A 13,662-nucleotide genomic window follows, 5' to 3' on the forward strand; every position below is an offset into this window, starting at 1 on the left:
GTTTGCAGCGGGCGGTTCGCCTTGTGCCTGCTCTTCGAGCCAAACTTGTATTGGCTCAGGTGTTGCCCCCGTTGCTGGCGCGGCGGCGTAAGGCCGCGATGCCCAGCAGCCCAGCCGCCATCAGCGCCCAGCTACCCGGCTCGGGCACAGCGGTCACGCCGATCACCCCATCGATGTAGAGCCGGCTGATGTCCAGCCGCGTGCCCTCGGCCAGCAGCAGGCCGCTGCTGTCGATCCTGCTGAACTCGCCTTGCAGCGAGCCCCAGTCAAACAGGTCGAAGCTCTGCCCGGCCTGGCCGCTGAAGCCGGCGAACGAGGCGAGCTTGAGCGTGCCGCCGAGAGTCAGCGTACCGGCCACGCGGTAATGGTCATAACTGCTTCCCAGCTCGTTGCCGCCGATCTCGGCCAGGTAGACATTGCCCAGACCGAAGCTGACGTTGCCTGCATCCTCTCCCAGGCCGGGCGAGTTGCCGATGCTGAGCCCGCCTTCGAAGTACTTGTAGCCCGTGCCGCTGAGCAGCGCGCCGCTGCGCTGCGCCACCGCGCCGAAGAACACGGCCGTGGCGCCGGCCGAGGTGCGCAGCTCACTGCTGGTCTGCAGCTCCACCGTGTCGTAGAAGGTGGTCGTGCCCTGGCCGGAAAGCAGAATCTGGCCGGCCTTTTGGTTCGTCACCGCACCGAAGAACTCGCTGCTGCCCGACGTGATCAGCACCTGGCCGGCGTTGGCCAGGCCGCTGCTGGTGCTCAGGCGGGCTTCGTTCATCAACAGCCGGCCGCCGATGTCGTTGCGCCAGGCGCCGTCGGCCACCGCAGTGGCGTTCTTCAGATCGACGATGCCGCCCCGGGCGTTGGCCATGTCACCCGTGGTTTCCAGCCGGCCGCCGTTGACCTCCAGCACGCCGGCGTTCTGGTGTGCCTTGCCGACCAATTGCAGCAGCTCGCCGCTGCCCACGCGCACGCGACCGGTGCTGCTGTTATTGAGGCTGGCCTCAAGTCGGCTGCCCAGGCCGGTTGATGCGCGTACGCTGCCCGCGTTCTCCAGCCCGCCCGTGATCTGCAGATGCTCCACCTGCAGCACACCCTGGTTGTGCACGAAGCCGTCGAAGCTGCCGTGGCCGCTGAGCACGCCAAGCGCGCCGACACGCACGCTGTCGGCGTTGATGCGCCCGCCGGCCATGGCCAGAGTGGCTAGGCCGGTGCCAGTGCCAGTGCCCAGCTGCAGCGTCTTCACGCTCACCGTGCCAGTCGGGCCGGTCACGGTGAGACGGCTGTTGGCGTCCAGCACCACGTCATGCACGTCGGCCGGGTTGAGGCCGAGCGTCCAGTTGGCCGTGTCGCTCCAGTTGCCGCTGCTGCCGCTGCCGCGCCAGCGCAGCGTGGGCGTGAAGATGGAGGCGTTCTCCTTGCCCTTGGTGAGATCGGTCTGGTAGGCCACCTGGCCCTTGTCGTTGACGGTCGCCGCCCCCAGACGCAGCACCACGTCGCTGTTGCCCACCGCGTCGCCGGTGCGGGCCACCAGCACCTGCTCGATGCCATCGGTCAGCACGAGGGCGTGGTCATTGCTGGTAGTCACGCCAGCGCCCACCAGCTGTGTCTGCATCAATACCTGCCCGCCATTGGCCAGTGCGCGGAAGCTCAGGCCGCCCATCGTCAGGTTCTGCAGGCCGTTAGCAAGGCTGGCTTGGCCGGTGTGGGCCAGCACAGCCTGGTCGCGCCACAAGGCGTCCAGTGTTTCGCTGTTGCCGGTCAGTCGGCCCTCGTAGACAACCGCGCCGTCGCGGGCAATGCCGTGCAGGACGGGGTCGCCCAGGCGGAAGTTCTGGCCCGCCACGCTGACGGCGCTGCCCGACAGCGCCACCAGAGCGTTGTCCCGCCAGATCGACAGTTTGTTGTCCCGGAAGGCATCTGGCGTCACCCGTGCGCTGTAGGCCACCTGGCCGTTGTCTGCCAGCATCACCTGGCTGAAGCTGATGAACCTCTGCCCCGTGTCGGCCGCGCTGCCGCCCGAGCGGGCCAGCAGCGTCTGGCCGCGCCACACGCCCTGCTGCACCACCACGCCCGCTGCGCCGTCAACATAGCGCTGGCTGGTGGCGTTGTGGTTGGCGACGAAGGCCAGCGATCCGGTGGCATTGCTGTCGGCCTGCAGGAACTCGGTGAAGCTGCCCTCTAGCGATGGGGCCGCATCGCCGCTGAGGCGCAGTAGGCTGCCATCGCGCCAGAGGCTGTGGCGTGCGCGTTCGGTCGGATTGCTGCTGCTCTGCAGCGGCGCGCTGTACAGCAGTGCGCCACTGCGGCTTTGCCAGGTGTTGTCGATGCGCACCAGTTGCCCGTTGACGGCGCGATCGGCCTTGTCGTTGGTGATCGGCGTGCCGGTCCGCGCCTGCAGTTGTCCGCCGGACCAAAGCCCCACCTCGTTGCCGAGCACAGTGCCCGGCCCGGTGATGAAGCCCATGAAGTTGCCGCCACCCAGAGGGTTAAAGCTCGACAGCGTCTGACCCTTGGCCAGCCCGTTGACGGCGGCGCCTTCCCGAGCAGCCAGTGTCGTGCCCTGCCAATAGGCGCGATCGTTACCGGTGGTGACCGCTTTGCCGGCCAGTATGCTCATGAAGCTGAGATCTCCGGCCTCGCTCAAGGTGAGAGGCCCCTGCACCTGACTGATTGTGGTGCCAGCCTCCAAGCCGCTGAGGCTGTCGCCCGTTCTGACGACGATGGTGGTGCGGCCGGCGGGTGCGGCCAGCGCGGCCGGGCCGGACAGCAGCAGGCAGGCCAGGGCGAGGGTGTTCAGGCGCATGCGCTCCGGGGCGGTGCGCGAGGTTTTGAAGGGGGGGCTCATGGGCTATTCCTGTTGCATTGGAAACGTGGGCCGCGGATGGGCTGCTGTGTTTAGGCGCCGGCCTGTGAGGTGCGAGGGCGACGGCGCTGCAGTGCACCCAGACCCATCAGGCCCGCAGCCATCAGCGCCCAACTCTCAGGCTCGGGCACCGCAGCCGTGGCCGTCACATAAACCGGCAGGATGTCGATGAAGCGCTGGCCGTTGGCATCGGTCTGCAGCAGTGGACTGAGCAGGATCTTCTGGATCTGCGCCGGGGTGAGGCCAGCCGGGTTGTTGGCGATGTCCAGGTAGGTCGGGTTCATCAGGTTGCCGTTCGACCCCACCACCGTGGTCAGGCCCAGGTTGTAGCCCAGGCTCTGCGCGGTGACGTGTGCGCCAAACAGCTTCTCCATGGCAGCGGCTTCGATGGCCGTCGCCCCCAAGCCAACGCCGGCAACAGCATCCTGGTTGGCGCTGAAATCAGTGAAGTTCAGGGTGTCCACGAACACCAGGGCTAGGGTGGGATTGGCAGCGCCCAAGCCCAGCGTCGAACGCAGCGCGAAGAACTCGTTGCGATTCAGGTCCAGCAAACTGGCATTCACCAGGCTGCGGCCCGCCGAAAGACGCAGGTCAATGGACACGCCTGCATTGGCGAAGATGGACTCGATGGCCGCCTCGGGTACGGCGATGGTCTCCACGGCGTGGGCGGGTGCCAGGGCCAGCGCCAGGGCGAATGTCAGAGCGGTATGTCGAAGTGTGTTGGAATTCATTGGGTTTCCTTTGAGGTGTTTGTTGTCAAGGGACGGGCCGCGTTCACACACGGCCCTGCATGTACTGCGACGCAATCCGCCCGTCGCGGATCAGATCCGGCAGCAGGTGGACTGCACCGAGCCCGGCGGTGCGCTTGTCAGTCTGGCCTGCTGGCGGCGGCGCGGCGGCGTGTCCAGCAGCCCAGGCCGATCAAGCCCGCCGCCATCAGCGCCCAGCTTTTGGGCTCGGGCACGGGTGCCAGAGTGGCGGCGTAGCTGAGGTTGTCGATGGCGAAGTTCCAACGGCAGCAGCCGTTCCCAAGGAAGATGAGCCGGTTGAAGGTCTGGTCTGACGTGAAACCGATGAATTGCAATGCGCTCTCGGCGGCGAACTCGGGGCGCAGTTCAGCGACGTGGCGGTAGGAGCCGAAGCCATCCAGGCTGTCGCCGTCCACCTTGATGGCTGTGGGCGCGCCGCGGAACCAAGCGCCGAAGGCCTTGGTGGGTGCGTCAAAACGCAGTTCGGTCCCGCCGCCCCAGGCCAAGTCGATGAGCACATGGGTGCTGCCATCAACGGTCCGCAGAGGGTCTGTGCCGGGGTCTGGGGCATCCACGTTCCAGGCGCCCTTCAGCGTGAAGCCGCTCAGAGTGAGGGTTTTTGGTACGCCAAGCAGGTCGTTGTTGGTGTCCGTGGTGAAGGCGTTGAAGGTCTCAGCATTGACCTTGCCTACTGCTGCCAGGAAGCTGGCTTCATTGTTGTAAGTCACATTCGCGGCGTGGGCGTTGGCCGCCGAACAGAGGGCGACCAGTAGGGTGAGACTTTTCAGGGTGGGTTTCATGGGATGGTCCCTGTTTCGATGAAGTAGACGCATGGCATGCTGGCAAGCGAACGTCTCAGCACCGTCTCAGCGGCCCCTCGATTTGAGCGTTCCGGCTCCAAGCCCCCTAGAGGTAGGGGGCTGTTTTGCCGCTCAGCCCCAAGGAGGCGCGCAGCGGGCCGCGGGGAAGGTTCGATGAGCGCATTGTTCGGTTATCGTGCGGGAAAAACAGACACACTCAGGGAAGCCATGATGTCTTTAGGTGAACTGCGCTTGATCGGCCGGCCGCATCTGCTATGTGCCGGTCAGCGGACCGATTTGCCCGACACCCTGCCCAGTTATTTGCTGGTCTATCTGGGCACGCGCGCCGACTGGATGGGGCGGGAGGAACTGGCCTCCCTGTTTTGGCCCGAGGCATCGAGCGAGGATGCGCAGCGCAGCCTGCGTGTGGCTTTGCACCGTTTGCGTAGCGTGTTAGTCCAGTGGGGTGGGGATGCTCAGTTGGAGACCGAGCGCAGGCGCTTGCGCTGGAACGGCGGGAGCGACCGCGCCCAGGCTCAAGCGGCGCGGCGCGGTGGCTGTTGGGCGGAGTTGGGCGTCTGGGCCGGCCAAGGCTTTGCCGAGGGCTTGACTTTTCGTGGCCTGCCGGTGGTGCGCGAATGGGCCGAGGGTGAGCGCCGCGATTGGCTGGCGCTGGTGCGCGAGGCGCTGCTGCGCGGCGCGCTGCAGGAGGAGCCTGCGCAGACTGAGGAGCTGTGTGCGCGCCAACTGGCACTTGATCCGGGCGACGAGGACTTGCTGCGTGCGCGGCTGCATGCCTTGGCCGCGCAGGGTCGGCATGCCGAGTTGTCCCAGGTGTTTGCCGATTTCAGTGCACGGCTGCAGGCCGAGCTGGGCCTGCAGCCGAGCGCGGCCTTGGTCGCCGAGCTGGCGCGCTTGCTGCCCAGTGCTGCCGCGCCTCAGCGGAGTGCGGGCAGGCACGATGACCCCGTTCTGCTTGAGGCTCGCGCCTGTCTGGCTGCGGCCCGCTGCCTGACGTTGCAAGGCCTGGGCGGCGTCGGTAAAACGCGTCTGGCAAGGGCGCTGGCCGACACCAGCACCGCACCCGTGCTGTGGCTGGCGCTGCAAGATGTGGGCAGTTTGGGCGAGCTGCTGCACCGCTTGCGGCAAGTGTTGGGCAAGGGCGAAACGCCCAGCCGTGATGCCGAGGCAGAAGTCAGCGCCTTGCTGGCCGAACGCTTCGACGCGGCCACGCCGGGCTTGCTCGTACTGGACAGCGCCGAGCATTTGCTTCAGTTGGATGGCGAGGGCCTGCGCCGCTTGATTGATGCCTGGCTGCAGGTCGCGCCGGGGCTGCGCGTGCTCGCAACCTCGCGTCAGGCTTTAGGCGGTGCACAAGAGCAACTGCTGGCACTGCGCCCCTTGGCGGTGCCGCCGCAGAACGCAGGTGCCGAAGGATTGGACAGTCCGGCGCTGCGCCTGCTGGTGGACGTGGCGCGGCAGTCTCGCCCAGACTTCGATGCCCGCGCGCAGGCGGCGGCTTTGATGCAGATTGCGCGGCAGGTCGGCGGCTTGCCGCTGGCGCTGCGCCTGGCGGGGACTTGGCTGCGGCTCTTGTCGCCCTCCGAGGTGCTGGCCGCATTGCGCCAGGACGTGGCGGCGCTCGATGCCGATGATGGCAGCGGCTTGGGCATCTCGCTGTGGCGCAGCTGGCGCCTTTTGGATGGAGCGGCGCAGCAAATCTTGGCCAGCCTCTCGCTCTTTGTTTCGCCCTTCGGCCTGGACGATGCCGCCGCGCTGGCCGATGCGCCGCTGGCGCGAGTGGCGGCGCTGGTGGATCAGGGCCTGCTGGAAGCGCAAGGCGGCGAGGCCGATCAGCCCGCGCGCTGGCAGCTGCATCCGTTGGTGCGGGCCTTCGCGGCGGTGCGGCTGGCTGAGCAAGCGGCCTGGGCGCGGCCGGCCCGTGAGCGTCATGCCCAGGCGGTGCGTCAGCGCTTGCTGGTCTGGGCCAACTGGCGCCTGGTCGATCAACGTCAGGCCTTGTTGACGGTGGGCGGGCTGCTGCCCGAGGCGCGGGCGGTGTGGGAGCGCGCGCTGAGTGACGGCCGGGCCGACCTGATCGCTGACATCGCCGTGGTGCTGTGCAATCACTTCGAGCGCAGTGGTCGTTTGGCCGACGGCCTGGTCTGGTGCGAGGGCGTGGAGCCGGTGTTCGACGAAGAGCTGCCCGCCGAGCGCGCGGCACTGGCGGCGGTCGCCCGCGGCAAGGCCTTGCTGCTGCACCGCTCCGGCCGCTACGCCGAGGCCGAGACCTTGGCCCGCCGCGCGCAGGCCTGGGCACACAGCTTGGGCCACCGCGAGGGCCAAAAGGTCAATGCCAACACCCTGGGCCTGGCCTTGTGGATGCAGGGCCGGCTGGACGCGGCGCAAGCCGCTTTGGCCCATGCCCAGGCCTTGGCGGTGGAAGACGGTGACCGCTTGGGCCAAGCGGTGTTTGGCGGCAATCTCGGTTTGATTGCCAAGCAGCAAGGCCGTTTTGCCGAGGCCGAGGCCGCGTGGCGCTCGGCGGCGGCGGTTCACCGCGAGTTGGGCAATGCATACAGCTTGACGTTGACGCTGAACAATCTGGGCAAGCTGCTGCTGGAGGACGGTCGGTTCGAGGAGGCACAAGCGCTGCTCGAGGACAGTCTGCGGGTCTGCGATGCCCATGGCTTCAGCGCTCAGCGCCTGTTTCCGCTGCAAATTCTGGCTGAGCTGCATCTGCGCGCCGGCCGGCTGGATGCCGCACAGACGCTCGCAGAACAGGCGCAAACGAGCCTGCGCCAACAGGGTGACCGGGTGCTGGTCATTGCCAATCTTTTGTTTTTGGCGGAACTGGCACGCCGCCGCGAGCGCTTGCCGCTGGCGGCTGAGCATCTGGCAGAGGCGCTGCGCGCGGCGCGCAGCGCGGGTGATGTTGCAAATCTGCTGGAGGGCCTGGCCGGCTATGGCCGTTGGGCGCGCAGCGCGGGCCTGCTCAGGCAAGCCGAAGCGGTTTGCCTGAGCTTGTTGAGCCAGCCGGCGTTGAACGCGCCCTTGCGGCGCGAGTTGCAGGACGAGGCCGCTCAACTCGGCTTGGCGCTGCCGACCCAGCCAGCGGTAGACGCAGACCTCACGGCCTTGGTGGAGCGTGCGCTGGCCGCGCTGGAGACGGCCGTCTCGGAGGCTTCAAGCTTGGCCTGAGGCCGCCTCGGCCTTGGCCTCGGAGTCGGCGTCAAACTGGGCCAGATGCTTGCGCAGCGCGCCCAGTGATTTGAAACGCAAGGTCTGGCCACTGCGCAAGTCCATCAGCTCATAGCTGCGCACCACGCGTTCGACGCGCTGGTCCAGCACGCGCAGCAGAAAGCTGGCCGTGGGGGCGGGGGGAGAGGCCATGAACGACAGCATGCGCCTGTACCGTCTCGCCAGCGTTTCAGGCTTGCGCCGGCCTTCGGGTGCGCTGGGTTCCGAGTCGTCCAGCCATACTTGCTGTGAGGCGCTTGAATTTCCTATCCCTATCCCTATCCCTATCCATCGCACCGCACCGTGCAGGCCATTGGCGAGCCCAAGCTGAAGGTGCTGATGGACCTGTACCACTGCCAGATCGTCGAAGGCGATGTGGCCATGAAGTTCCGGCAGGTGCTGTCCACCGGTCGCGTGGGCCACTGCCAGATTGCCGGTGTGCCGCTCCCGCGTGGTGTCATCAGGGGCGTTGCGCGGGCGGTTCTGAAACGGTGTTGAGACGGTGGCCGGGCAGCATGGCCACCCATTCCAGTCTCCGTCTACAAGGCCCGCCATGCACCTGTCTCACCAGTTCTTTGTCCGCCTGCGCCGCCTTCTGGGCGCTGGTGCATTGACTCTCGTCACACTGGCGCTGGTGGCCTGCGGAGGCGGCGGCGGTGATGGCGGTGGCGACACCCCGCCAGCCAGCGGAGCCACTCCCGACGACCCGGCCGCTGTCACCCGCCTGCAATGGGTGGGCGCGGCACCTCTATTCACCGCCAGCGGGCAGCAGCATGCGCTGCAGGTGCAGGCCTTGGACGCGCAAGGCCGGGTGTTGAACGTGCCCGTTAGCTGGCAAAGCAGCGCGCCGGGCGTGGTCAACGTGGCACCACCCGCCAGCGGCCGCACCGGTGTCGCCGCCACGCTGACGGCCCAGTCCACCAGCGGCAGCGCCGTGCTGACCGCGACCGTGGGCAGCCGCAGCCTAAGCGCCGTCGCCCTGGTGGTGGCCGCCGCCCCTGGCACCGTGGTACTGAGCGACGCCCAGGTGAGCGGTGAACCCGTGGCCAGCGCGGCCACCCTGGCCGCAGGCCGTCTGAAGCTGGGCAGCACCTACACCGTGACGCTGCAGGCCGGTGTGGCTGCGCCTGCCGTGGGCAGCCTGGTGCTTGGCCAGGGCAGCAAGGCCATCGCCGGCGAGGTGGTGGCCGTGAACGGCCAGGTGCTGACGCTGGCCATGGTGCCGCTGAAGCGCCTGCTGCCGCACTTCCAACTGAAGCTGGACCTGCCCCTGCAGGCCGGCCCGCCCCGCACCAAGGTCAAGGCCAGCCACCACCAGCGTGCGCTGGCCGCCGGCGCTGGTGAGGGCCGCGTGCAGCCCCAGGTGCGGGCCCAGGCAGAAACCGAGTTCAGCGTGGCCGGCTTTGCCTGCACGGCCGAAGGTGCGGCCGGCGGCATCGAACTGGCCAAGAACGAGCGCCAAGTTCTGGGTCTGGACACCTTGCGCTACCAGTTGGACTGGAGCGAGCAGCGCCAAACCCTGCGCCTCATGGGCCAGCCTGGTGTGGCTTTCGAACTGGAACCCACGGCCAAGATCGCCTTCACCGGCAAGGTGGACTGCAAGCTGGAACTGGGCGAGGTCCCCATCCCCATCCCACCCACCGTGGGCCTGTTCGTCGGTGCCGGCTTCCCGGTGGGCGTGGGCTTCACGCTGGAAGGGGCCTTGCCTGTGAACGCCGTGGCGCTGAACCTCAAGGGCCAGGTCCAGGTCGACGTGGTGTTGGGTTTCGACTGCAAGCCCGAATGTGTATCGCTGAACCGCATCACGCCCACCGGCAGCGTCACGCCCACGCTCACCGCGCCCGAGTTCACCGCCAACCGGCTGGAGCTGAGCGGCCAGGTCTACGTGTGGGCCAACTTTGAAGGGGGTGCGCGGTTCGCCAGCACGCTGCAGTTCGACGCGATCGAAGGCCAGGCCGGCCTGAAGTTCGCCACCACATTGGCCAGCGAACACACCCAGGCCAAAGACGCCGCCAGCGGCACCGACTACAAGCTCAGCTTCGAAGCTTCAGTGGCGCCCACCGAAGCGCTGGGCGACTTCGCCGCGCAGGTGGGTTTGGTCCTTGATCAGCTCAAGTTCGAAACCAGTGTGCCGCTGGGCCGTTCACCCACGGCCGGCTTCCAGATCGACAAGCGCAGCTTCAAGGCGCTGGACGACGTGAGCTTCCAACTCAACCTGGCCACCGACGAGGTGAACTTCCCGCTGCTGGGCTACAACGTGCAGGGCGTGCGCGTCTACCGCAAGACCACGGCCAACGACGGCAGCTACGTGCTCACGCTGGTGGGCGAACAAGCGGCCAGCCCCGGCCAGACGCAGTTCACCATCCCCTGGCTGGCCACGGTGGACAGTGGCCCCACCATCAGCTTCGTGGCCTTTGTGCAGACCAAGCTGCTCAGTGGGCAGCGCTGGCAGTTGGGCGTGCCGCTGCAGACCACCGCAGCCACGCCGGCGGCACAGGTGACGCAGCGCTACGTGGAGATCGAAACGCAGAGCGGTTTTCCGGTCGTCAAACAAAGGCAAGAGAGCCAGGGCCTGGACGCGGCCCCGTTGGTCAAGACCATCACGGCTACCCGTGGCGACAGTTTTGGCGCGGCCGCGAGCACGGTCGACCAGGTGTCGGCGCTGGAGGGCAGCCTGGCCGGCAGGATCGAATGCAGCACCCCCGCGGAGCCCACCGCGGGCGGCGTGAAAACCTACTACAGCGCCTTGGTGGACATTACCGTGGAACGCGAGACCACGCTGACGGTGGACGCCGACTTGCGCGTGGCGGTCGGCGCGAACTACGCGGTCGGCGCTGAGGTCAGGGTGACGGCCCACGCAGGTGGGCGGATCGCCACCTTGTTGAGTGGTGGCGCCCAAGGCCTGTCGTCCAGCGTCGCCGTGGGCCCCACGGCTTTGGTGTTGCCGCCCGGTGTCTACCGGCTCGACATGTACCTGCTGCGCGGTTTCTGCAACCCCGGCGTCAGCGGCAGCGCGGCGCTCCGCATGAACTACCGCATCACGCCTTGAGGGAGGGCGACACCATGGATCAGCCCGTGCTAGCGCCTGCCCAGTACCCCGCATTCCCGTATCGCTACGGCACAAAGTCGATCCATCGTCTTCACCAACTGCGGGTGCAGCCTTTTCGCGGAGCCCACCATGTGTGTCCTGTTGACCATGCCTTTCATCCGGTGGCTGGCCAACTGGGGCGGCGACGGGGTCACCACCGACTCGGCGCTGCCGCCCCAGCGTGTCAACCCCAACTCCGATCTCCCGCGACACCGCCTATGGCGAAGCGAACTTCGGCGGCAGCATGCGTGCTACCGCTCGGTGCTTGAATACTTGTCCGTATCGAGCCAACTCGTGCCCTCTGCGCCTCAGGGGTTCAAGGTTCTATAGAGACGACAGGCATTCTCACGCAGGGGGCGATTGACCTCAGGGCGCGCTGGGTTCCGAGTCATCCAGCCAGGCCTGCAACGGTGGCGGCAGTTCCTCCCGCTCTGTGTCCGTGGGCCAAGGCGCACCGGCCGCCAACAAGGCTTGCAGCGTGCCCAGGTAGTCCCCGTCGGGCTGCGGCAGATGCACAGCCGCATGCTGCAGGCTGCCCATCACATCGCCGCCAAAGCCGTTGACCTCTTGCCAGCGGGCGCCGTGGTCCAGCAGCAGCTGCACCAGGGCCGCGTCGCCATTGAAGGCGGCCTGGTTGAGAGCGCTGGCGTCCCAGTCTCCCGTCACGGCAATCGGCCAACCCAAGGCCAGCATCAGCGCGACCGAAGCCTTGGCTCTGCGTTGCGCCTGGTCGGGCAGCAGGCGCAGCTCTTGTGGGCCGAGCTGACTCAGCAGATCGGGCTGCGCTTGCAGCAGGGCCCGGGCGCTGGGCTCATCGGCGGCCGCGCAGGCGGCAAGAAAGCGCTGTGACTCAGAACTCAACTCAGGCAATGCCCCCTGGGCTGCCAGCAAAGCCAGCGCTTGTGACTCGCCCAAGAGCGCGGCCAAGGTGGCGGGCGTGCGCCCTTGGGCATCCCGCGCAGCGAGATCGGCGCCATGCGTGATCAAGAGCTGCAAGCACGCACTGGAGCGGCCGCGCCGCAAGGCGTGGTGCAGGGCGCGCGCGCCCTCGGGGCCGGCTTCGTTCACATCGGCCCCCAGGCTCAGCGCCAATTCAAGGCCGGCGGGGTCTTCAAAGTCGAGCAAGCGCAAGAGGGCGTTGGTGCCCTGCCAGCGCGCGCCATGGGCGAGCAGTTGGCGGATCTGCTGTGCCGCGCGAGCCCGGTCGGGGTCTTCGCAAGCGTGGTACAGCGACTCGCCATCGTTGGGCTCGGCGCCGGCGGCCAGCAGGGCGGCGGCAAGCGCCGGGCTTTGGGCTCGGGCGATGGCGCCGTAGAGCAGCGGCAGACTGGGCGCTTCGGCTGAATCGGCTGAGTCGGCTTCAGCGGGCAGATCGGGGTCGGGCATGCGCAAGGCATTCAGCGCGGCCGGGCTCAGCGGCGCGAGCAGGGGCTGGGCGCTGCGCAACAGGCCGCTGGCCCAGGGCTCGCCGAGCCTATGCAGGCCGGAGAAGCAGACATAGGCCAAGGCCGGTGCATCGAAAGGCGGCAGACGCTGCCCGGCCGTGGGCGGGCTCTCGAGCGCGTCCAATTCGCCGCGCAGCAAGGCCAGGGCGGGGCGCAACTCACTGGGGCAAGCGCCTTGCATTTGCTGCAGCAGGGCCAGGGCGCGTTCAGGCTGGGGACTGTCCCAGCCGCGACCCAGGCTCAGCGCCAAGACGCGTTGCACCAGGGCCGCGCTGTTCAGCTCGCGGGCTTGCGCTTGCGCCGACACCGCCGCTTGCAGCGCCGGCCAACTTGGGAAACCCAGCTCGCGCGCAATCACCAATTGGGCCAGGCTCAGCTTGGGTGGCTCGGGGGCGTGAGAGCGTTGATAAGGAGCGGCGCGCTCCAGGCTGACTGGGTCGGCGGCTTGCCAGGCTCGCAGCAGTTCACGCGCTTGGCGTTTGAGTTGCTGCAGATCGGCTTTGGCTGGCAGTTGGGGCGTAGCCCCGTGATCGCTTGTCTTCAAGGGAAACCTCCATGCGTGGTAAGCCTGCGATCCGCGCAATCAGGCCGCACAAAGGCGTCAATCCAGGAAGTGATGGTTCGGACGCGGTTTTGAACTCGCGTCCGTCCGGGTGGGCTCAGCCCTGCCTGCGGATCCAGCAGCGCCCCGGCGGGCGCTGTGCATTGCAGTGTGCCATAACGGATAAGCCGTGCGGCCTGTTCAATGTCGGGGCTGCTGGTCCTGCTCGGCGGCGGCCAGTTGGGCCTCGCGCCAGAGCCGCGCCGGCACAAAGGTGCGTAGCTGCTGCATGGCCCGCTCGATCAGTTCGGGGTGCAATTCATGGCCCAGGTCGGGCAGCACATCGGCGGTGATGTCGGCGCCTAACTGCACCAATCGGCGTGCCGCATGGACTTGGTCTTGGTAGGGCAGCACCGGGTCGCGTTGGCCGTGCAGGATGTGCACGCTGACCTCGTGCGGGGCATGCGCCGGCACTGTTGCGTAGGCGCCCGAGAAGGCCAGCACGCGGCCGGCCAGTTGAGCCTCGGCCTGCACCGCCTCCAGGGCCAGCACGGCGCCTTGTGAAAATCCGGCCAGGGCCACGCGTTCCCAGGCCATGTCGAACTGCTCGGCCCAGGCTCGCACGGTGGCGATGAAGCCGGGCAAGGCGGCCGCTACGCGCTCGGGATGGTTGTCGTCGTTGGCGTCTTGCAGCGAGTACCACTGCTGGCCACGGGCCGGCTCGCTGTCGTCGGTGACCCGATCGAAGGCCTCGGGCCCATTGATGGAGACCACGGCCGCCTGCGGATATTGGGCGCGCAAGGCCTGGGCCAGCGGGCGCATTTGCGAAGCGTCGGCGCCTGCGCCATGCAGCAACAGGAACAGCAGATCGGGCAGGCCCTTGTCGGGTAAGAGGGCGAGGGCTTGGGAGCGTTGGGGCGTACTCATGCCCCGATTGTCTCTTGCTCT

General features: G+C 67.7%; 8 protein-coding genes and 1 pseudogene. 3 read left to right on the plus strand and 6 right to left on the minus strand.

The window, feature by feature from the left end:
- Window positions 1-55: 55 nt before the first annotated feature.
- The 3 genes from WG899_RS09870 to WG899_RS09880 all read right to left on the minus strand — a co-directional run bounded on the left by WG899_RS09870 (window position 56) and on the right by WG899_RS09880 (window position 4,400).
- Window positions 56-2,833, minus strand: a complete 2,778-nt coding sequence (locus tag WG899_RS09870) for a DUF7453 family protein (protein ID WP_339595468.1) — start codon at window positions 2,831-2,833, stop codon at window positions 56-58.
- A gap of 50 nt (window positions 2,834-2,883) precedes the next feature.
- Window positions 2,884-3,582, minus strand: coding sequence for a PEP-CTERM sorting domain-containing protein (locus tag WG899_RS09875; RefSeq protein WP_339595469.1), 699 nt, complete (start codon window positions 3,580-3,582; stop codon window positions 2,884-2,886).
- Between the two features lie 137 nt (window positions 3,583-3,719).
- Window positions 3,720-4,400 carry a PEP-CTERM sorting domain-containing protein gene (locus tag WG899_RS09880; protein WP_339595470.1) on the minus strand — a complete coding sequence of 227 codons (681 nt, stop codon included), beginning with the start codon at window positions 4,398-4,400 and terminating at the stop codon, window positions 3,720-3,722.
- A 231-nt stretch (window positions 4,401-4,631) separates the two neighbouring features.
- Here WG899_RS09880 and WG899_RS09885 point away from each other — a divergent pair, with 231 nt between their 5' ends.
- Complete coding sequence (locus WG899_RS09885) at window positions 4,632-7,601, plus strand: ATP-binding protein (RefSeq protein WP_339595471.1); 2,970 nt, start codon at window positions 4,632-4,634, stop codon at window positions 7,599-7,601.
- Here the strand turns inward: WG899_RS09885 and WG899_RS09890 are convergent.
- Window positions 7,587-7,793 (minus strand): hypothetical protein, encoded by a 207-nt coding sequence (locus WG899_RS09890; protein ID WP_339595472.1) that lies wholly within the window; start codon window positions 7,791-7,793, stop codon window positions 7,587-7,589. The genes WG899_RS09885 and WG899_RS09890 overlap by 15 nt on opposite strands.
- Before the next feature lie 138 nt (window positions 7,794-7,931).
- On the opposite strand from WG899_RS09890, the pseudogene WG899_RS09895 reads away from it, so the two are divergent.
- Both WG899_RS09895 and WG899_RS09900 read left to right on the plus strand, forming a co-directional pair.
- A pseudogene (locus tag WG899_RS09895) lies at window positions 7,932-8,084 on the plus strand (hydroxypyruvate isomerase); the annotation flags it as partial.
- A 109-nt stretch (window positions 8,085-8,193) separates the two neighbouring features.
- On the plus strand, window positions 8,194-10,689 hold the full coding sequence (locus tag WG899_RS09900) for a hypothetical protein (RefSeq protein WP_339595473.1): 2,496 nt from the start codon (window positions 8,194-8,196) through the stop codon (window positions 10,687-10,689).
- A gap of 405 nt (window positions 10,690-11,094) precedes the next feature.
- Here WG899_RS09900 and WG899_RS09905 read toward each other — a convergent pair whose 3' ends face one another.
- Entirely contained in the window at window positions 11,095-12,717 is a 1,623-nt protein-coding gene (locus WG899_RS09905) for an ankyrin repeat domain-containing protein (protein ID WP_339595474.1), read from the minus strand.
- 198 nt (window positions 12,718-12,915) lie between these two features.
- Entirely contained in the window at window positions 12,916-13,641 is a 726-nt protein-coding gene (gene ypfH / locus WG899_RS09910) for an esterase (protein WP_339595475.1), read from the minus strand.
- Between the last annotated feature and the right edge of the window lie 21 nt (window positions 13,642-13,662).

It is taken from the genome of Paucibacter hankyongi (assembly GCF_037482915.1).
Classification (GTDB): Bacteria; Pseudomonadota; Gammaproteobacteria; order Burkholderiales; family Burkholderiaceae_C; genus Paucibacter_A; species Paucibacter_A hankyongi.